Source organism: Acinetobacter sp. YH01006, assembly GCF_013420445.1.
In the GTDB taxonomy this organism is placed as follows: domain Bacteria; phylum Pseudomonadota; class Gammaproteobacteria; order Pseudomonadales; family Moraxellaceae; genus Acinetobacter; species Acinetobacter pseudolwoffii.
In genome coordinates, this window is sequence record NZ_VOYB01000003.1 from 18,705 (window position 1) to 38,390 (window position 19,686).

Consider the following 19,686-nt stretch of genomic DNA (forward strand, 5'->3'; position numbering starts at 1 on the left):
TAAGCGAAGTTCATGCTTCAATCAGCCAAACTTTCTCAATATCATGTGCAGTGACCCATAACACATCACCACACTGCATTACCGCACCACTTCCAGCATTCTCTTGTGCAGTGATCTGCCTTAAAATCTTGCCAGAAATCAAATCAATTTCGATTAACAATAGATTTGTCGTTCTGACCCAAAGTCTGTTTTTAGATGCAAAAATATCCCCACCATCGCCACGTGCATGTTCAGGGAGTTGAATGGTTTGAACACACTCACAGGAGAGAGCATCAATTTTTGAAACCGTGCCATGCTTTTGATTAAGGCTAAACACATATTGATCATTGGCCGAGATAAACCAAGGGGTTTCATCAACATCAATCACATGTGTTACACGGTTTAAGAAAGGATCAATCCGTTGTACGGAGGCGTGTTGAGTGTTGGTGAGCCAAATTGCACCTGCACCATAGCAAACATTATAAGAGCTCGGTAAGACTTCAATATGTTGTTCAATTTGACCGCGACACGGTGCAATTTTGGTGAGTAATCCTTCTGCGGAGACCACCCAAATGGCATCATCGGATGCCGCCAAACTAAATTCACCCGTTAAATCCGCAAGACCCGTCGGAATGATGGCTAAAACTTCATTACTAATCTGATCTATTTTATAAATGGATTGATTTTCTAGACTCGCCACCCATACTGCTGAAAATGCACACACCGGAATTCCTGCAGCCTTAGGCACTTGAATTTCAGCCACCACCTGATTGTCTTGAGCCGAAAACTTTTGTAAGACATCCTGATTGGTGGCCCAAATATAGCGGCCATTACTCGCCATAAAGTCGACAAAACCGGAAACATGCCGAGTTTGTAGCGCAAGATGTTCAATGGGTACTTCATTTGATTCAAGCAAAACAGCATGATTCATCTATGTAACTCCTGCATATTGATGACAGCACGGTAGCGCAGTTTCCCCTGACGTAACTTCTCAATCGCATCATTGACTTTCGAGATGGGAAATTCCTCCACCCAGGGCTGTATATGGTGACGTGAGCAGAAATCGAGGAGCTGATGCATGGCAATCGGTGTACCTGTGGGTGAACCTGTTAGACTAATTTGTTGATCAATTAGCTGAAAGCTTGAGATTTTAAGAGGAGCTTCGACCAAACCGACCACATGAAACTTTCCTTCAGGAGCCAATAAGCGAATGTATGCATCCCAATCGAGTGCTTGATTGACCGTATCCACAATCAGATCAAAATTTTGTGGGGGAATATCATCAAGCTGAGTCGAGGAAAGGATTTGGTCTGCACCTAATTGTTTTAGTTCATCATATTTTGCAGGGTTTGAACTAAACGCAGTGACTTTGCAGCCCCAAGCTTTGTAAAGTTGCACTGCAATATGTCCTAAGCCACCAATACCAATCACGCCCACATGATGAATCGCTTGAATACCATGTTGCAGTAAAGGGGTAAATACCGTTAAACCACCACAGAGTAATGGTCCAACACTTTGGAGATCCATATTTTCAGGAATAGGAATCACCCAAGAGGCTTGCGCACGGACATGACTCGCAAAGCCACCATGACGTCCTACAATCGTGGATTCAGATTGTTTGCACAGATTAGGTTTGGCCGACAAACAAGGATGACACGTTTGACAATGACCCGATTGCCAACCTAAACCGACCACTTGATTGGGGACTAGATGTTTTACCGTGCTACCAAGCTTTGAAATACGTCCAATGACTTCATGACCCGGAACGAAAGGATATTGTGTTTGTTGCCAATCATTATCAAGCATAGAGAGGTCAGAGTGGCATAAGCCACAGTACATGACCTCAATTTCAACCTCATCGGGGTTTAAGTCGTTAAACTCAAACTGATAAGGTTGAAGTGCTTGCTTAGGCGCATGTGCGGCATAAGCAAATACAGGCATCACTTATGCTCCTAAGTCATCATAATTGTGTTTACCAAAATGGACATTTGGACCAGTCAGTTGAATTTCGCCACGTTTGACCATCTCACGCATATAACGAAAGCCTTGCGCACTGACTTCAAATAGATGTTGACCTGCAATCACAGGCGGATATTTCTCTAAAGCTTCTGGCGTTGCAAATTGAGGCAACGGTTTAATCTCGACATCATAGTCACAAGCAAAGAATAGCGGGAATGAATAACGTTCATCACGGACTTTACGAACACGATGAGAGGTTGCAGTAAAGCGACCGCCACTTAAGGCTTCAATCATGTCGCCAATATTGACCACAAATGCATCTTCAATGGGAGGTGCATCAATCCATTCACCTTTAGAGTTCACCACTTCGAGTCCTGCTGCAGTAGGTAACAAGATGGTGAACAGCTCCATATCGGTATGTGCACCAAAACCAAAGATATCTTCTGCTTCTAGATCATGTGGATAGTGCATTAAACGTAGTTGAGAGGTGGGTCGTGTGACTAAACGGTTAAGCGCATCGGGTTCAAGTTGAAGGGCCAATTCAAAACCGCGCAGCAGCACACGTCCTAAGGCAATCACATCTTCATAATAAGCGCTAACATCTTGCTTAAAATTCGGGAGATCGGCCCATACATTCGAGCCATGCATCGGTTTTTGAGCAATCACGTCAGGATCATCATCAGGTAAATCCCAACTCAAATCGAAAGCTTCTTTATTGTCTGTTTTGTTGGGTAATTCTGCCAAATCAGGACGATCAATCGCTTCAACACGTTCTTCACCCGGTGGCACATATCCACGATGCTTAATGCCAAATTTGCCGGCGTAATACTGCATTTTTTCTTCAAAGGGTAAGGCGAAAAATGCTTTAGCTTGGGCTTGTAATGCTTCTATATGTGCTCTCGGAATGCGATGACCCTTAATATATAAAAAACCGACATGCTCAGCCGCTTTGCCGAGTTCTATCGCAACCTGTTGTTGATCTGCAGGATCTGCACTGTACAACCCTGAAATATCAATGACAGGAATTTCACTGAAATCTTTTTCAATCGTTTGAATGCTCATGTTACCCCCTAAAATGAGGCACGTATGGTGTGGAACAATGCGTGCCTTGTGAATTTACTAATGTCTGCTTAAATTTCAGTACTGTTTGAAAAGACGTTAATAATGACGATGCCAAGCACCATAAAGGACAGCCCAATCAGCGCTGCCGTGTCCAAATGCTGTTTATAGAAAATCCAACCAATGCATGAAATCAAAATAATGCCTGCACCCGACCACAGGGCATATGTAATACCCACGGGGATGGTTTTCATGGTGAGCGCTAGAAAGTAAATTGCGATCAGATAGCCAATGACAGTGATCGTGGATGGAATCCATTGGCTAAAACCATTCGATGCTTTTAAAGCAGAGGTCGCAATCACTTCTGCCACAATTGCAATCATTAAATAGAGGTAAGCCATATTGATCTCACTTACTTGCTAGTACTGACTTTGGTCATACGAGGAATCACCGGTAAATCTGCCAAAGCAGGATCAAGTTCATCTTCTTCGGCATGCACCAATTGATCGACACGTTGACGTAAGCTTTTAAACTCAGGTGTCAGCATGAGGTCAGGATGACGTGGGCGTGGCAAGTCGACTTCAATAATTTCTTTAATCTCACCTGGGTTGGCTTTCAGTGCCACGATACGGTCGGCAAGTAGAATGGCTTCGTCCATATCATGGGTAACAAAAATGATGGTAATGTCGATGTTTTTCCAAAGATCCATTAAGTGACGTTGCATTTTTTGGCGCGTATGTGGGTCAAGTGCACCAAAAGGTTCATCCATGAGCAGAATTTTCGGTTCATTGACTAAGGCGCGGGCAATGGCGACACGCTGTTTCATCCCACCTGACAGTTGGTGTGGATATTGATTTTCGTATTTTTCTAAGCCAATGATGTTAATCCACTCGCGTGCTTGGGCTTCGGCTGCTGAATGACTTTGGCCCTTCATTTTTGGACCAAACATTACATTTTCTTTGACAGTTTTCCACGGAAAGAGGGTATAGCCTTGGAACACCATGCCACGCTCAGGACTTGGGCCTGTAATCGGTGTGCCATCCACTAAAATCTCACCACTACTATATGGGTCTAAACCTGCAACCACACGGCTAAAGGTCGATTTACCACACCCAGAGGGTCCAATCACACAAATAAATTCACGTTTATGGATTTTGAGATCTAATGCATTTAAGACCGTGCGTTCTGTTTTGCCATGTTTAAACTTTTGTGTGAGTTGTTTTGCTTCTAAGATCACGGGACGTTGGTAAATCTTGTCAAAATAGTGACGTGAATCAAATGCATCAGTATGTTCAAGCTGTGTCATTAGTGTGCTCCCGCTTTCCATTTAAATAAACGTTGACCGATTTTCATCAGGACGACATCGCAGATCAGACCGATCATCCCAATAATTAAAATTGCAGCGAAGACATTGTCGAAATGTTGGTAGCGTGCTTGCTGGGTGATAAACCAAGTAATGCCAGAGGTGCTGCCAATCAGTTCAGCCACAATTAAGTAAGTCCATGCCCAACCGAGCAGTACACGCAAATTACGGTAAATTTCAGGCAGGGCGGCAGGAATCACCACATGCAGCAGGCTTTTGAGTTTATTTGTGCCCAGAGTAAAACCGGCTTCAATCAAGCTACGGTCAACCAAGCGTGTGGTATTGGCAATAATCAGAATTTGTTGGAACAAAGTGCCAATCACAATAATGGCAATTTTTGGTGCATCGTTGATCCCTAAAATTGCAACGGCTAGGGCACCAAATGCAGGTGCAGGCAAATAACGGAAAAATTCAACAAAAGGCTCGGTCAGTTGGGATAGCTTGTTTGAAAAACCGCATAAAATTCCGAGTGGGACACCGACTAAGGAAGAAATAAAGAACGCAGTAAAGACCAGCTTGATACTGTGCCACAGACTTTCATGAAACCAGGGTGCATTGGCCTGAGCAGGCTCCGTGGTAAAGGCCGTGACCAGTGCAATCGCAACTTCATGTGGTGCAGGCAGATAAATCGGGTTGACCAGAATACCCTGCGGCGGAGCCAGACCCTGATCTACCGCAGACTGAGCAGCAGAAAAAAACTGGTCTTTATCAATACGACTTTCGACCTGTAAATAGGCAACACTACCTGAATCAGTAATCTGGACTTGTGGATGCCAGATAAATGGCAAGTAGCTGACTGCACACCAAATTAAAATTGGTATTAAAAAAGACCCCAAGCCAAACAGCAATTTATTTCTTTGACTGAGTTCACGTGCAACGTAACTCATAGTGTTGCCCCTCAATATTACAAATTTTATAAAACGTAATACTAAATAAGCAAAATGGATGCCATTTCATCCCAAATCCTGAAATGACTTTAAAAAGGACTTATTTTTATAGCAAAAATTAGCAGACAACTCTTAATCATATTCAAGAAGTTAGATCAGAATGCAGAGATTTTTTAATCATTTTTTGGAAAATAGACTCAATGAAAAAGACCTGAAAAATCAGGCCTCTTTTTTCAGTAACATCATTTAGCCAATAATGTCTGCATGCTGGCTTTGCAAACTATAGATGCACTGTTCTGCAATCTGTTTTTTCTCGGCTACGGTCATTTCAATATCTTCCCATTTCTGCATCTGCTGCAGGAGCCAGATAAAATCATCGACTTTCGGTTGGGCACTTTTCCCAACAAAATTCCGGATAATATTCTTGATCTTGTAAAAGTCATAGACATGCCGCTGGGCGGAACATTCAAACTGAATAATCTGATAATCGACTAACATGTCCCATACTTCTGATAAATCACTGCGCTGCTTTAAATCATCCTGCGCTTTTTGTACTGCCTTGACCACTGCCTCTACAGTAAATGGATGCTGTTCTGCCCATTCCTGGGTCATGGCCAAGACTTTATCGGCAACTTTTGGAATGACATTCTGGCTTGCCGCGACGATAAAACTATAGCCTTCAAGTTTGGCCTGAATATTCCAGGGTTCTCCCACGCAAAAGCCATCGAATACCTGTTCCGCGATTCCTTTTACCATGGAAGGCGGTGGAGACGTCATCAGCTGGATATTCTTGGCCAGTTGTGGATCAGTCAGTGCCAGCCATTCTTTTAAGCAGTAATGGTGAATCGAATATTTATACACATAGGCCAGATTGATGGGATGATTCTGTTGTAAAGCCTGTACCAGTTTCTTTGAGGTGCTTTGTTCATCATCCTCAGGCTGGATACCGAGTTCATAGCACAGATCTTGGCGCAGGCTAATAAAAGCCTGATTCACGCTCAGTACTAGAGGGGTTTGCAAAGCCACCTGTAACTGGTCTGTGCCCAGGGCAGCAGCGGGCAACATGGCGGACAGACAATGTGCAGCATCCAGAAAGCCATAGGCCAGACGGTCACGCAAACTTGACCATGAGGCTTCGCGGATTAAATTGATGGTTAATCCTTGCTCGGCAAAATAACCCTGTTTTTCAGCCCAGAGAATGGCAACACAATCAAGTAAAGGAATATAGCCAATATTGAGTTCAGTTTTTTCTAATGTGGACATATGCTTTTCCTTATTGGCCCAGTAACAGCTTCTGTGCATCCAGTAAGCGTCTGGCCATTTCACCAATGGTAATCCGGTGACTCATGGCATTTTTACGCAATAAAGCAAAAGCTTGCTCTTCCGTTAAGGCATGCAGCTGGATGAGCAGGGCTTTGGCTTTATCGATATCTTTACGGTCAATCAGCTTGTCCTGGGTTTCTTTTAAATCGTTCAGCAGCTTTTTATGTTTGCGGAATTGTTCAATTGAAATTTCCAGAATGCTTTCTAGTTTGGTGGGATCAATACCATCGACAATATAAGCCGTGATTCCGGCATCAATCGCACTTTTGATGGTGTCTTTATTGGAGTTCTGGGTAAACAGCACGGTCGGAAGTTCATATTGGCTGACACAGCTTTCAATAATATCCCGATGCGGATGATCCATATTCAGCAGGATCACATCTGCATGAATACCCTTAACATGTACCATATTCAGGTCATTCAGGATTAAACAGGCCACCACCTGAAAATCATGTGAAAGTAAGGATTCCTGGATGAATTGGGCGCGCTCCAGATCATCATCAATAAGAGCAATTCGTAATTTGGACATGGAATATTTTCAAGTAAGGCCTAAGGAATATTCAAGCAGGAGTAAAGCAAAAAACATGCCATTAAATTGGTGCATAAAATTCTATTTTTCTGTTCAATTTAGTGCATAGCTTTAGGGATTTCAGCTGATGGCTGATCAAAATGAAGCGTTTAGGTAGATCATCTGCCTGAAATAAGGCGTTTTCTTATTGGAAAAGTTGGCACGATTTCTGCATTTATTAAATCGTCAAAGATGACTTTCAATACTAACAACGGCCAACGATGCCCGTTCTGATCGTAATTGCACTTTCAAGGAGTGTGATTGGTATTTCGTTCAGCACAGGATAAATGACATGGTCAGTTGTTCAGCAATACAAAACGCACAAGCGTTTCAACCCTTCCTCCAGCATTACAAAGCGCTGGGTTGCGGTATTTACAACATATTCAATCAGCAGACATATCAATGCCTAGACGTGATATGCGGCTTTTTATCATCTTTAAAAAAACAATAGTTGGAGTGCAGATATGAAAATTCTCATGATTGGGCATGGCATGGTGGGGCATAAATTCATCGAATCTGTACTGGAACAGGCCGGTGATGACATTGATCTGACCATTTTGGCAGAAGAGCCACATTTAGCTTATGACCGGGTACATTTGACCGAATATTTCAGCGGCAAGTCGGTCAAGGATCTGAGTCTGTGTCGTAGTGATTTTGCCGATGCTTATGGCATTGATTTGCGACTTAATACTAAAGCGGTTGAAATTGATCAGCTCCATAAAACCGTCACCACCAGCCAGGGTGATGTGCTGAGTTTTGACAAGTTGATTCTCGCTACCGGTTCTTATGCCTTTGTGCCACCAATCCCGGGCAATGACCGTCAGAATTGCTTTGTTTATCGTACTATTGAAGATCTGGATGCCATTCGTGCAGCCAGTCTGAATGCCAAAACTGGCGTAGTGATTGGCGGCGGCTTGCTAGGGCTGGAAGCAGCGAAAGCCCTGCGAGATCTGAATCTGGAAACCCATGTCGTAGAATTTGCTCCGCGTCTGATGGCGGTGCAGATTGATGATCTGGGCGGCCGGGTACTGCGCTCTAAAATTGAAGACCTTGGTGTCAAGGTACATACTCAAAAGGCCACGTCAAGTATTGAAGATGGTGACAGCACTCAGCATGTAATGAAGTTCGGAGATGGTTCCGTGCTCGAAACCGATATCATCCTGTTCTCGGCCGGTATTCGTCCGCGTGATGAACTGGCGCGCCAAAGTGGTTTACTGATTGGTGAGCGTGGCGGCATCATCATTAATGATTATTGCCAGACCTCACATCCGGACATTTATGCCATTGGTGAATGTGCACTTTGGGACAATAAAATTTATGGTCTGGTTGCACCGGGCTATGACATGGCGCGTATCGCGGCAAAACATGTACTGGGCCAAGAGAGTCATGCATTCGCTGGCGCCGACATGAGCACCAAACTCAAACTGATGGGCGTGGATGTTGCTTCTATTGGTGATGCACATGCCATGTCCCCAGGTGCTTTGAGCTATTTCTATGCTGATGAAGCCGCGCAGGTTTATAAAAAAATCGTGGTGTCAGCAGATAAGGCCAAGCTGCTGGGCGCGGTGCTGGTGGGCTGTGCCAAAGAATATAGCGATCTCCTGCAAATGATGCTGAATGGTCTGGCTGTACCGGAACAACCGGAAAGCCTGATCATGCCGGGCTTTGATCAGTCGACCTCCAAATCGGGTGGCAGTGGCATCGATTTGTTGCCTGACAGTGCGACCATCTGTTCCTGTAATAATGTTTCCAAAGCTGATATCTGTTCAGCCATTGATGGCGGTGCAACTTCATTGGGGGCACTGAAAAAATGCACGCAGGCTGCAACAGCGTGCGGTGGCTGTGCGCCATTGGTGACGCAGGTTCTCAAATCTGAATTACAGCGTCAGGGTGTCACGGTGAACAATCACCTGTGCGAACATTTTGCCTATTCACGTCAGGAACTATATCACCTGGTTCGTGTGCATGAAATCAAGAGTTTCTCTGACCTGATCCAGCAACATGGTCATGGGATGGGCTGTGATATCTGCAAACCGACTGTAGCCAATATTCTGGCATCCTGCTGGAATGACTTTGTCCTAAAACCTAGCCATGCCGGTTTGCAGGATAGCAACGACTACTACCTCGGCAATATCCAGAAAGATGGTTCCTATTCGATTGTGCCACGTGTGGCAGGCGGCGAGATTACTCCGGATGGCCTGATTACCATCGGTCAGATTGCCAAAGATTATGGCCTATATACCAAAATCACAGGCGGACAACGAATTGACATGTTTGGTGCGCAGGTACATCAACTGCCTGAAATCTGGGAAAAGCTGATTAATGCCGGTTTCGAGTCCGGACATGCCTACGGCAAATCTTTACGTACGGTGAAATCTTGCGTGGGCAGCACTTGGTGCCGTTTCGGGGTCGATGATTCTGTCGGCTTGGCAATTTTCCTGGAGAACCGTTATAAAGGCCTGCGTTCACCCCATAAAACCAAAATGGCAGTATCCGGCTGTACCCGTGAATGTGCAGAAGCACAGAGCAAGGATGTCGGTGTCATTGCCACGGAAAAAGGCTGGAATCTATATGTATGCGGAAATGGCGGCATGAAACCGCGCCATGCTGAACTGCTCGCTTCGGATCTGGATACTCCCACACTCATCAAATATATCGACCGCTTCTTTATGTTCTATATCCAGACAGCAGACCGTCTGCAGCGCACCAGTGTGTGGCGTGACAATATGGAAGGTGGGCTGGACTATCTGAAAGATGTCATTGTGCATGATTCGCTCGGCATTGCCGCTGAACTGGAAAGCCGTATGCAGCATGTGATTGGTACTTATCAGGATGAATGGCGCACCGCAATTGAAGATCCTGAAGTACGCAAACGCTTTAAGACTTTTATCAATGCCAAAGCAGCCGAGCAGAATGACCCGCATATTCAGTTTGCGCCTGTACGTGGCCAGATTCGTCCAAAGACAGAAGCTGAACGTGATTTAAACCGTATTCCAGTGGTTGAAGCCTAAATACCACAGTCAGGGAGAATGAAAATGACAATTTTAAAAGACATGAACGAACTGAACTGGTACGAAGTCTGCAATCTGGATGAGATCACCCCGAATACCGGTGTTGCAGCCCTGATTGAAGGTCAGCAGATTGCAATTTTTCGCGTGGGTCAGGAACAGCGGGTTTATGCACTCAGCAATCAGGATCCGTTTAGTCTGGCCAATGTCATGGCACGTGGCATTCTGGGTGATCTGCAAGGTGAGCGTGTAGTCGCATCCCCAATTTACAAGCAGCATTTCAGTCTGGTGACCGGTCGTTGTCTGGAAGAACAAGAGCAGAAATTACTGGTATTTCCAACCCGAATTGAAAATGGCAAAGTTCTGGTGAGTCCGACTCCACAAAAAACTTATATTTCCAGTAATGGTCAAAACACAGAGCGCTTAAAACTGGTACTGATCGGGAATGGACTGGCGGGTATGCGTTGTCTGGAAGACTTGCTGGATATGGCGCCAGATCGTTATGACATTACCGTGATTGGGGAAGAGCCATGGGGCAATTACAACCGGATCATGTTGTCACCGGTATTGTCTGGTGAGAAAAGCTTTGCCGAAATTATGCTGCATTCAGCCGACTGGTATGCTGAAAAAGGCATTCGATTCATTGCTGGGGATGCTGCCATCGCTATCGACCGTTCACGTAAGCAGGTTCATACCCAAAAAGGTGAAGTCGTTGCTTATGATCGTCTGATCCTCGCCACGGGTTCCAAACCCTTTGTGCCACCCATTCCAGGTGCTGAACTTGAAGGCGTGATGAGCTTCCGGGATATTCAGGATGTTAACCGCATGCTGGATTACTGCAAAACCAAGCAAAATGCCGTCGTGATTGGAGGTGGGTTGCTGGGTCTAGAAGCAGCTTATGGACTGAAGCAGCAGGGGATGAATGTAACTGTGCTGCATCTGATGGACCGTATTATGGATCGTCAACTGGATATGAAAGCCAGTCAAATGCTGAAAAAATCAATTGAAGATAAAGGTATCCGGATCATTACCGAAGCCAACACCGAAGAGCTGCTCGGTATGGATGGTCACGTGACTCAACTGCGTTTAAAAGACGGGACAGTGCTGGATGCTGAGCTCGTGGTCTTTGCAGTTGGAATCCGACCAAATAAAACTTTGGCTGAACAGGCTGGCTTACGCTGTAACCGCGGCGTGCTGGTGAATGACACCATGCAGACCTATGATCCGAGTATCTATGCCGTTGGTGAATGTATTGAGCATCGTGGCCAGACCTTTGGATTGGTTGAGCCATTATGGGGACAGGCCTTTATCTGTGCGACGCACCTGGCTGAACATGGCCGACTGACCTTTAAGGCACCGACTGTTCCGACCCAACTCAAGGTCAGCGGATGTGACGTATTCTCGGCAGGTAATTTTGAACCGACTAATGATTTCGAAGATATCGTGCTGAATGATGAGAAGCGTCAGATTTATAAACGGATCATCATTCAACAGGACAAGGTCATTGGTGCTGTGCTATTTGGCGATACCGAAGATGGGGCTTGGTATGCAGAACTGATTGCAGACCAGACACCAATTAGTAATATCCGCAGCAAACTGCTTTTTGGTCGGGATTTTGCATTAAAAAAGGCAGGGTAATCGGATAAACCTCCTCCAAACCCTCTTTGAAAAAGAGGGGAACCTCCCTCCTTTGCTAAAGGAGGGTTGGGGAGGATTAAAACTTTTGAGATATAGAAAATATTTAAATCAAACCTGTAAAAACTAGATATCAGAGATTTGGTGAAACACGTGAATTTGGATGATTAAGGAGCACAGCAGCAATGAATAGTATTCCGGTTATGGAACTAGATAGCTCTACTGAATCCCAAATAAAAACTACTCAGACGACCTGTCCTTATTGTGGAGTAGGCTGTGGCGTCATCGCGCACGTAAGCCAAACCCCGATGGGTGAAAAGGTTGAGATTGAAGGCGATGTTCAGCATCCTGCGAACTTGGGCAAGTTGTGTATTAAAGGCAGTCATCTTGCCGATACACTTGGCTTAAAAACCCGGCTTCTGCATCCGATGACAGGTCGAAAAGAACAGCGGCAAATAAGCACTTGGGATCATGCCATTTCAAGTATTGCCAATAAATTTCAGCAATGTATTGATCAGTATGGACGTGACAGCATCGCCTTTTACGTCTCCGGCCAGCTTTTGACTGAAGACTATTATGTGGTGAACAAGTTTGTAAAGGGCTATCTTGGTACTGCCAATATTGATACCAATTCAAGACTATGCATGTCTTCTGCTGTAGCGGCACATAAACGGGCTTTTGGCGAAGATTTGGTGCCGGCCAGCTACACAGATTTTGAGCAGACAGAAATGGTGGTCTTGGTGGGTTCCAATACCGCCTGGTGCCATCCGGTGCTTTATCAGCGCATCATGAAAGCCAAAGAAGAGCGGGATTTATTTGTAGTGGTGATTGACCCGCGCTTTACCGCAACCTGTGAAGCGGCAGATTTACACTTGCCGATTTTACCAGGTCAGGATGTCGCGCTGTTTAATGGCCTGTTGCAGTATCTTCAGCAAAATGGCTATACTGATCTGGATTTTGTTACACAACATACCCAAGGTCTGGAGCAGGCACTTGCCAGCAGCTCGACAGAGTCATCACTTGAAAGCGTGGCAAAGCGTACTGGTATTGCTATTGAAAAATTAACCTTATTTTTTCAGAAATTTGCCCAGACCGAAAAAATCATGAGCCTGTTTTCCATGGGTGTAAACCAATCCTCTCAAGGAGTAGACAAGGCCAATAGCATTATCAACTGTCATTTATTGACAGGGAAAATAGGCAAACCCGGTGCGGCACCTTTTTCCATGACTGGACAACCGAATGCGATGGGCGGACGGGAAGTCGGTGGGCTGGCCAATATGCTGGCCAGCCATCTAGATTTGGAGAACCCGCAGCATCAGCAACTGGTGCAGGACTTCTGGCAAAGCCCAGTCATCGCGCGGCAGCCCGGATTAAAAGCAGTAGATTTATTTCAAGCGGTGGAAAGCGGAAAAATCAAGGCCATCTGGATTATGGCCACCAATCCGATCGTGAGTTTGCCCAATGCAGATCAGGTTAAACGCGCTCTGGAAAAGTGTGAATTTGTAGTGGTTTCCGATATTTGTCTCGACACTGATACCACGCAATATGCCGATGTACTGTTACCGGCACTGGGTTGGGGCGAAAAAGATGGCACAGTCACCAATTCGGAGCGCCGTATTTCACGGCAAAAGGCCTTTTTGCCGGCTCCGGGTGAAGCCAAAGCAGACTGGTGGGCCATTTCCCGGGTGGCTCAGGTCTTAGGTTTTCGCGGTTTTGACTTTAACAATAGCCATGACATTTTTCTGGAACATGCCCGTTTATCTGCCTATCAGAATGGTTCACTTTCGCAACGCGCAGATACGCCAAATTTTCGCTATTTCAACCTGCAAGGTTTAACTCATCTCAGTTTTGCAGAATATCATAATCTGGCACCGATCCAGTGGCCAGTCTGGGATAAGCAAGAAGTTCATCAGGTTGGTCAACTATTTAGTCAAGGCCAGTTTAGCCATGCAGATGGCAAAGCCAGATTGGTGCCAACAGTTGCAGCCGATCCGGTACATGCTATTTCTACTGAATATCCGCTGATCCTAAATACCGGACGGATCCGCGATCAATGGCACACCATGAGCCGTACCGGATTATCTGCCAGTTTATCCCAGCATCGTGCCGAGCCTTATTGTGAGTTGCATCCGCAAGACGGGCTGAAATATGGCCTGAAAGATGGCGAGCTGGTCGAGGTGAAATCCGCTTGGGGAAGTTGTGTACTCCGTGTGCAATTTTCACAAAATATGCGACGTGGCCAGATTTTTGCACCGATTCACTGGAACGACCAGTTTGCGTCCGATGCGCGGATTGGCAAAGTGGTGAATCCGGTGGTTGACCCGATTTCTGGCGAGCCAGAATTTAAGCATACTCCAGTGATGATCCAGCCATTTTATACCCAGTGGCAGGGCGTGCTGTATGTACGGGAAGGCTTTGAACAACAGATCCAGACCATGATTAAAAATACGGTGTGGTGGAGCAAAATTCAAACCACTCAGGCCATCCGGTATGAACTGGCAGACCGGCGCCGTTTTTCTGATATCACCGGGCAGATCAAGAGCCTGTTAGCCTTTGATGATGAAAGCTTTGAATGGCTGAATCTCGAAGATCAAACGGCGCATATCAGTCATAGTGTGGTGCTTCAGGATGGCCAGTTAATTGCCAGTTTTTATATCGCACCGGCGGCACTATTGCCAGATCGTGACTGGGTGGCTGGCCTGTTTAGACGTGAACGTCTGAGTGCATTGCATCGTAAAGCATTGCTGGCAGGTCAGGCCATGTCGATGGGAAATAGTGAAGGGGCATTGGTCTGTAGCTGTTTTAAGGTCGGTAAGAACCGAATTATTCAAACCATTAAAGATAAAAATATCACGCATGAAAAACAGGTGACTGCATGTCTAAAAGCCGGAGGAAATTGTGGTTCGTGTTTGCCAGAAATTAGAGGCCTGATTAAAGCTTGCCAGACGGAGTACATAGAATGAAAAGAAGAGTGATGAAAACGGTGTCTTATCCGGAAACCGATGTGGTGATCTTGGCCGGAGGTCTAGCGCGGCGCATGAATGGCATCAATAAATTACTGCACAAATTTGATGATGAAATCCAGCTGATTAAAATCCATCAGCAACTGAAGTCCCGGGCAAGCAAAGTCTGGGTCAATAGCCATCGGGATCATTCCATTTATAAACGGATGATTCCTTCGATCGACTTTTATCAGGACGATGAACCCGGCTTTCATGGACCATTGATGGGCATGAAGAGTGCCTGGTCACATGTACAATCTGATTATGTGCTGTTCGTACCTTGTGACGTGACCTATATTCCCAAAAAGGTCATTTCACGTTTACATCAGGCTCTGCAACGACATTCTTTATGTGAAGTGGCGGTAGTTGAAATCAATGAAAAGGCATTGTTTCCATTCTGTCTGATGAAACGCAGCAGCTTACCCACGCTTATACAACATCTTGAAAATGATCAGCACAGTTTAAAACTCTGTTTTGCTGACATGCATATGCAGCGGGCAAGTTTTAAAAATCGTGCCCTGTTTTTCCACAGTATTAATTCATTTGACGAGCTACAGCAGCATCAACAGCTTAACTTTCTTTAGCATTTAAAATGCTAAAAGCCGAATCATCATATTCTGGCTCACCAAAATATTGCTTTTTTTTATTTTTCGAACAAAATTTCGGACTAAAAAAGAACAAATATTATCCATTAATATTATTTAAAAATAAATTTGTGCAAAGTTGGAACACTTATTGCTCATTCATTGTGAAGAAATAGGGCAGTAAATCAAGACTGTTAAATAACCGTGCAGATCTCATCATGGACCGCAGCAATGAACAGCATGAAAGTTTTAGCATCTCGCAGTATCTTTCAGGATCAGTTTGGACGCCAGAAACGTAAGTTGCGGATCTCGGTGACTGACCGCTGTAATTTTAAATGCAGCTATTGCATGCCTGAACATCCGGAATGGATGAATAAAAAAGATTTGCTCAGTTTTGAAGCCCTGTATGCTTTTTGCGAGTTTATGGTGCGACACGGGATTGAGCAGATCCGCGTGACGGGGGGCGAACCGTTGATGCGCCAAGGCATCGTTCATTTTATTGCCCGCTTACAGACGCTGAAAGCCTTTGGCCTTAAACGTATTTCCATGACCAGCAATGGCCATTATTTAAAAGATTATGCCCAGCCGCTTAAACAGGCAGGACTGGACGACCTGAATATCAGTCTGGACAGTCTTGATCCAAAGCAGTTTCAGCAACTGACCCAAAAACAGTTACAGCCTGTACTTCAAGGTATTTCTGCCGCGCAGCAGGCAGGGTTGTCCGTCAAGATAAATAGTGTGCTCATCAAAGGCATCAATGACAATCAGATTATTCCTCTCGTAAAATGGGCACAGTATCAGGCTGTAGAACTGCGTTTTATTGAGTTTATGCCCCTCGATGGCGATCAGAAATGGAATCCGTCTGATGTCATCAGTGAGCAGGACATATTGGATCAACTGAAAACCGAATTTGATGTCCAGGTATCTCAAGGACAAGGCGCCAATCCAGCCCGTGGCTATCTGATCAATGGGCAGCCTTTGGGGATTATTTCTACCATTACCCATTCATTTTGCGGTGATTGTGATCGCCTACGCCTCAATGCCCAAGGCGAATTTTATAACTGTTTATTTGCCAGACAAGGCCTGAACCTTAAGGCAGATATCGAACAACTGGCGCTGGATCATTTCGTCACACAAACATTTCAGCACAAGCTCCACGCTTATATCTGGCGTAAAGAGGCCGGCTTCCATGAAATCCAGCAATCACCAATACAAAAGCCGATCCGAAAAATCAGCATGCACAGCATTGGAGGATAAATATGTCACTCACTCAGCAAAAATTAATTCATATCAAAATAGAAGCCTTCGGTGCGATTGAACGACAAATCCCCGCAGATTTGAGTTTGCAATGCAAGTCTGAAATTCAGGTTTCTGAAGTTCTGAACGAATTGCTATTCATCTATCCCAATATACAGCCCATGCTGGAACGCTGCGCCTGTGCAATCGGTGAAGACATTATTTCCAGACAGAGTATTTTAAATCGGGACAGTACGCTGGTGCTGTTATCGCCGGTAGCAGGAGGCTGAGATGCAATTCAAACCATTAAAACAATTTGCCCGAATCCAGCAGACTGCTTTCAAGATGGAGGATTTTGATGGTATTCAGCATTTTCCGGAATGTGGTGGAATCGGCATCTTTGTCGGAACAGTACGTAACCATCATCAGGGGAAAGCCGTGCGTGCCCTGAAATATACCGCCTATGCGCCTGTGGCTGAAAAAATGATTCGTGAAATTGAGCAGCAGATCCAGACCAAATACCAGGTGTCTTATGTACGGGTAGTGCATCGGATTGGTGAACTGGGGATTGGGGAAACAGCCATTATTGCTATGGCTTATACGGCCCATCGTCGTGAGGCTTTTGCGGCCTGTGAGGAAGCTGTGGAACGGGTGAAGCATGAGGTTCCGGTCTGGAAAGAAGAATTTTATACGGATGGCAGCAGTCAATATGTCGAAGGCTGTTGTATCCGAAAAGATCATGCACCTGAAACGGATCACTCTCATCATGCAGAAGATACGCATTGTCACCATCACCATGTAGCACCACACGCTTGCCAATCACCATTTAATTAAATGCGTCCAATGAGGAGGCATAAAGGTGAATCACTTTAAACCGATTTTAAAATTAGCCCGGGATGAATCATGAAAAATGTAGGGATGAAAGCAGAAAGTTACCGTACTGCTGTTGCGACTGGAATCCTGCATGCACCGCCACATTGCATTGAACTGCTACGTAATGGCAATACAGAAAAAGGGGATGCCCTGAAAACAGCACGCATTGCCGGCATTCTGGGTGCCAAACGGACCGATGAGCTGATTCCATTGTGCCATCCATTACCGATTTATCGTGCCGATGTGGAATATGAACTGTTTGATGCACATATCGAAATTATTGCTACCGTTGAAACCATTGGACCAACCGGTGTGGAAATGGAAGCTTTGACCGCAGTCAGTCTGGCCGGTCTGACCCTGTATGACATGCTGAAACCGCATTGTGAACCGGAAGATTTGTCGCTGGATCAATGCAGATTGCAGCAGAAAAAAGGTGGAAAATCGCATTTTACCCGGGTACTGAAAGAGAGTCTGCCGGCTTCAGTTATTGTGCTGTCCGATACGGTTGCAGCAGGCAAAAAGCCGGATACTGCCGGGCAAAACGTACTGGAAATTTTAAAAGAAGCCAGTTTTGGTCCTATAAGTTATCAAGTTATTTCCGATAGCCCAGAACAGCTCTTGACCCTGATTGAACAGCAGAAAAATCAGTATCCGCTGATTCTAACTGTGGGCGGTACTGGATTGGGTCCTAAAGACCTGACAGTCGAAACCTTGCAACCTTTGCTGCAACGGGAAATCCCCGGCTTGATGGAAGCTTCGCGTAGTTTTGGGCAAAAACGTACCCCTTATGCGGCATTAAGTCGTGGCGTGGCTGGCTATATTGAGAACAGTCTGGTGATGACCCTGCCGGGAAGTCGGCAGGGGGCGAAAGAATCCCTGATCGCGGTACTTCCGGCTTTGGTGCACTTGTTTGATGTGCAAAAAAATATCCCACATGCGGGAGGTTATCAATGAATCAGGTACTATCGCATTCAGCCTGCGGTGCTGAGCCGGGACTGATTTCTGTTGATCAGGCGCTGCAGATGATACTTGAGCAGACGCATGTCTTGGCAACTGAAAGCCTGCCGCTGGCTCAGGCTCTGAATCTCTATCTGGCAAAAGCGATTGATTCGGCTATTCCATTGCCGCTGTTTTCACAAAGTGCTGTAGATGGCTATGCGCTTTGTAGTGCAGAAAATGTTAGTGCTCACAGCACTTTTGAACTCATTGGAGAGATTCGGGCAGGGCAAAGTACTGAAATTGAACTGCGGCCAGGTCAGGCGGTCCGGATTTTTACCGGTGCCAGGATTCCAGCAGGAACTACAACGGTCGCCCGTCAGGAAATTGTCAAATGCCATGCCAATCAAATCATTATTACAACAGACCTAAAGCCTCATACGGATATACGTGATGCAGGCGAGGAAATCGCACAAGGGCAGCGTCTGGCAGATGCAGGTCAAAAACTGCATGTAGGTGCAATTGCAGCTTTGAGCATGGCAGGCGTAAAGCAGGTTTCAGTCTATCGTTATCCTAAAATTGCTGTTGTGATTACTGGAGATGAAGTCGCTTCCAGCATTGAAGACCTGAATTCCGGAAAAATCTTTGACGCCAATGCTCCACTGATTCAGGCCTGGTTTCAATCACAGGGTCAAAACGTAGATATTCTGCATGTTTCAGATAATGAGTATGAGCTGCAAACGTTAATACATCGTCTTAAAAACCAATACGACTTCATATTGACCACAGGCGGGGTTTCGGTGGGTGATTATGATTTCATTCGTCCTGTTGCCCTGGAGCAGGGTTTTGAGCAGATTTTCTGGAAAGTGAAGCAGAAGCCCGGAAAACCGATGTTATTTGCCAAGTATCGTCGAGATGATCAAGGTTACTGTTATCTCTTGGGGTTGCCGGGAAATCCGGCTGCCGTGTATGTCGGGATGCAAATCTATACGGCAACTTTACTGAATGCCTTACAAGGGCAAAAGCAGTCACCTGCATGGCTTAGTGCGGTAATGACGCATGACTTGAAAGCGGATGCACGTGAACGCTTTTTAAGAATGGCTGCCGAATTTGATCAGGGCACTTTAAAGCTCAAGAGCCTGGCAAAACAACAGTCGCATATGTTGAGTAATCTGATGCAGGCCAACTGTCTGGTCCGTATTCCGGCAGGAACAGAAATCCAGGCTGGGCAAGTGGTACAGGGTTTGCTGATTTGAAATGCCTGTCGCAATTCT

17 protein-coding genes are annotated in these 19,686 nt (G+C 45.5%); 9 read left to right on the top strand and 8 right to left on the bottom strand.

The features are described from left to right. Positions 1-10 precede the first annotated feature (10 nt). The 8 genes from FTT73_RS03220 to FTT73_RS03255 all read right to left on the bottom strand — a co-directional run bounded on the left by FTT73_RS03220 (position 11) and on the right by FTT73_RS03255 (position 7,099). Positions 11-910, bottom strand: coding sequence for a hypothetical protein (locus FTT73_RS03220; protein WP_004894896.1), 900 nt, complete (start codon positions 908-910; stop codon positions 11-13). Continuing rightward, on the bottom strand, positions 907-1,920 hold the full coding sequence (locus FTT73_RS03225) for an NAD(P)-dependent alcohol dehydrogenase (RefSeq protein WP_180190997.1): 1,014 nt from the start codon (positions 1,918-1,920) through the stop codon (positions 907-909). Before FTT73_RS03225 ends, FTT73_RS03220 begins: the two co-directional genes overlap by 4 nt. Positions 1,921-1,923: 3 nt before the next feature. Further along, a complete protein-coding gene (locus FTT73_RS03230) occupies positions 1,924-3,000 on the bottom strand; it encodes an isopenicillin N synthase family oxygenase (protein WP_004894890.1) in 1,077 nt (358 codons plus the stop codon). Positions 3,001-3,068: 68 nt separating this feature from the next. Beyond that, positions 3,069-3,398 (bottom strand): multidrug efflux SMR transporter, encoded by a 330-nt coding sequence (locus tag FTT73_RS03235; RefSeq protein WP_004894887.1) that lies wholly within the window; start codon positions 3,396-3,398, stop codon positions 3,069-3,071. Positions 3,399-3,409: 11 nt separating this feature from the next. Continuing rightward, positions 3,410-4,303, bottom strand: coding sequence for an ABC transporter ATP-binding protein (locus FTT73_RS03240; RefSeq protein ID WP_005222134.1), 894 nt, complete (start codon positions 4,301-4,303; stop codon positions 3,410-3,412). Further along, the gene (locus tag FTT73_RS03245) at positions 4,303-5,247 is read right to left on the bottom strand and encodes an ABC transporter permease (RefSeq protein WP_180190998.1); all 945 of its coding nucleotides are present in this window, start codon (positions 5,245-5,247) and stop codon (positions 4,303-4,305) included. The genes FTT73_RS03240 and FTT73_RS03245 overlap by 1 nt, the downstream gene beginning before the upstream one ends. Positions 5,248-5,493: 246 nt before the next feature. Further along, positions 5,494-6,510, bottom strand: a complete 1,017-nt coding sequence (locus tag FTT73_RS03250; RefSeq protein ID WP_180190999.1) for a CmpA/NrtA family ABC transporter substrate-binding protein — start codon at positions 6,508-6,510, stop codon at positions 5,494-5,496. A 10-nt stretch (positions 6,511-6,520) separates the two neighbouring features. Beyond that, entirely contained in the window at positions 6,521-7,099 is a 579-nt protein-coding gene (locus tag FTT73_RS03255) for an ANTAR domain-containing response regulator (RefSeq protein WP_004280362.1), read from the bottom strand. A 503-nt stretch (positions 7,100-7,602) separates the two neighbouring features. Between FTT73_RS03255 and nirB the strand changes: the two genes are divergently transcribed. The 9 genes from nirB (at position 7,603) to FTT73_RS03300 (ending at position 19,668) form a co-directional block, all read left to right on the top strand. Beyond that, on the top strand, positions 7,603-10,149 hold the full coding sequence (gene nirB, locus FTT73_RS03260; protein ID WP_218955683.1) for a nitrite reductase large subunit NirB: 2,547 nt from the start codon (positions 7,603-7,605) through the stop codon (positions 10,147-10,149). 24 nt (positions 10,150-10,173) lie between these two features. Then, positions 10,174-11,784 carry a nitrite reductase small subunit NirD gene (nirD, locus tag FTT73_RS03265; RefSeq protein ID WP_180191000.1) on the top strand — a complete coding sequence of 537 codons (1,611 nt, stop codon included), beginning with the start codon at positions 10,174-10,176 and terminating at the stop codon, positions 11,782-11,784. A gap of 182 nt (positions 11,785-11,966) precedes the next feature. Beyond that, a complete protein-coding gene (locus FTT73_RS03270) occupies positions 11,967-14,744 on the top strand; it encodes a nitrate reductase (protein WP_180191001.1) in 2,778 nt (925 codons plus the stop codon). Continuing rightward, positions 14,741-15,367, top strand: a complete 627-nt coding sequence (locus FTT73_RS03275) for a molybdenum cofactor guanylyltransferase (protein WP_180191002.1) — start codon at positions 14,741-14,743, stop codon at positions 15,365-15,367. The genes FTT73_RS03270 and FTT73_RS03275 overlap by 4 nt, the downstream gene beginning before the upstream one ends. A 231-nt stretch (positions 15,368-15,598) precedes the next feature. Next, a complete protein-coding gene (gene moaA / locus FTT73_RS03280; RefSeq protein WP_180191003.1) occupies positions 15,599-16,624 on the top strand; it encodes a GTP 3',8-cyclase MoaA in 1,026 nt (341 codons plus the stop codon). Positions 16,625-16,626: 2 nt separating this feature from the next. After that, positions 16,627-16,893: a MoaD/ThiS family protein gene (locus tag FTT73_RS03285; protein ID WP_180191004.1), complete on the top strand. Its 267-nt coding sequence runs from the start codon at positions 16,627-16,629 to the stop codon at positions 16,891-16,893. Between the two features lies 1 nt (position 16,894). Then, complete coding sequence (locus tag FTT73_RS03290) at positions 16,895-17,437, top strand: molybdenum cofactor biosynthesis protein MoaE (RefSeq protein WP_180191005.1); 543 nt, start codon at positions 16,895-16,897, stop codon at positions 17,435-17,437. Positions 17,438-17,506: 69 nt separating this feature from the next. Continuing rightward, complete coding sequence (gene moaCB / locus FTT73_RS03295) at positions 17,507-18,430, top strand: bifunctional molybdenum cofactor biosynthesis protein MoaC/MoaB (RefSeq protein WP_180191006.1); 924 nt, start codon at positions 17,507-17,509, stop codon at positions 18,428-18,430. Continuing rightward, positions 18,427-19,668, top strand: coding sequence for a molybdopterin molybdotransferase MoeA (locus FTT73_RS03300; protein WP_180191007.1), 1,242 nt, complete (start codon positions 18,427-18,429; stop codon positions 19,666-19,668). The genes moaCB and FTT73_RS03300 overlap by 4 nt, the downstream gene beginning before the upstream one ends. The last annotated feature ends 18 nt before the right edge of the window (positions 19,669-19,686 follow it).

What these genes read in the sequence shown, in the direction of transcription:
- FTT73_RS03220 (WP_004894896.1), bottom strand. Translation starts at nt 910, where the DNA reads ATGAATCATGCTGTTTTGCTTGAATCAAATGAAGTACCCATTGAACAT.
- FTT73_RS03225 (WP_180190997.1), bottom strand. Translation starts at nt 1,920, where the DNA reads ATGCCTGTATTTGCTTATGCCGCACATGCGCCTAAGCAAGCACTTCAA.
- FTT73_RS03230 (WP_004894890.1), bottom strand. Translation starts at nt 3,000, where the DNA reads ATGAGCATTCAAACGATTGAAAAAGATTTCAGTGAAATTCCTGTCATT.
- FTT73_RS03235 (WP_004894887.1), bottom strand. Translation starts at nt 3,398, where the DNA reads ATGGCTTACCTCTATTTAATGATTGCAATTGTGGCAGAAGTGATTGCG.
- FTT73_RS03240 (WP_005222134.1), bottom strand. Translation starts at nt 4,303, where the DNA reads ATGACACAGCTTGAACATACTGATGCATTTGATTCACGTCACTATTTT.
- FTT73_RS03245 (WP_180190998.1), bottom strand. Translation starts at nt 5,247, where the DNA reads ATGAGTTACGTTGCACGTGAACTCAGTCAAAGAAATAAATTGCTGTTT.
- FTT73_RS03250 (WP_180190999.1), bottom strand. Translation starts at nt 6,510, where the DNA reads ATGTCCACATTAGAAAAAACTGAACTCAATATTGGCTATATTCCTTTA.
- FTT73_RS03255 (WP_004280362.1), bottom strand. Translation starts at nt 7,099, where the DNA reads ATGTCCAAATTACGAATTGCTCTTATTGATGATGATCTGGAGCGCGCC.
- nirB (WP_218955683.1), top strand. Translation starts at nt 7,603, where the DNA reads ATGAAAATTCTCATGATTGGGCATGGCATGGTGGGGCATAAATTCATC.
- nirD (WP_180191000.1), top strand. Translation starts at nt 10,174, where the DNA reads ATGACAATTTTAAAAGACATGAACGAACTGAACTGGTACGAAGTCTGC.
- FTT73_RS03270 (WP_180191001.1), top strand. Translation starts at nt 11,967, where the DNA reads ATGAATAGTATTCCGGTTATGGAACTAGATAGCTCTACTGAATCCCAA.
- FTT73_RS03275 (WP_180191002.1), top strand. Translation starts at nt 14,741, where the DNA reads ATGAAAAGAAGAGTGATGAAAACGGTGTCTTATCCGGAAACCGATGTG.
- moaA (WP_180191003.1), top strand. Translation starts at nt 15,599, where the DNA reads ATGAACAGCATGAAAGTTTTAGCATCTCGCAGTATCTTTCAGGATCAG.
- FTT73_RS03285 (WP_180191004.1), top strand. Translation starts at nt 16,627, where the DNA reads ATGTCACTCACTCAGCAAAAATTAATTCATATCAAAATAGAAGCCTTC.
- FTT73_RS03290 (WP_180191005.1), top strand. Translation starts at nt 16,895, where the DNA reads ATGCAATTCAAACCATTAAAACAATTTGCCCGAATCCAGCAGACTGCT.
- moaCB (WP_180191006.1), top strand. Translation starts at nt 17,507, where the DNA reads ATGAAAAATGTAGGGATGAAAGCAGAAAGTTACCGTACTGCTGTTGCG.
- FTT73_RS03300 (WP_180191007.1), top strand. Translation starts at nt 18,427, where the DNA reads ATGAATCAGGTACTATCGCATTCAGCCTGCGGTGCTGAGCCGGGACTG.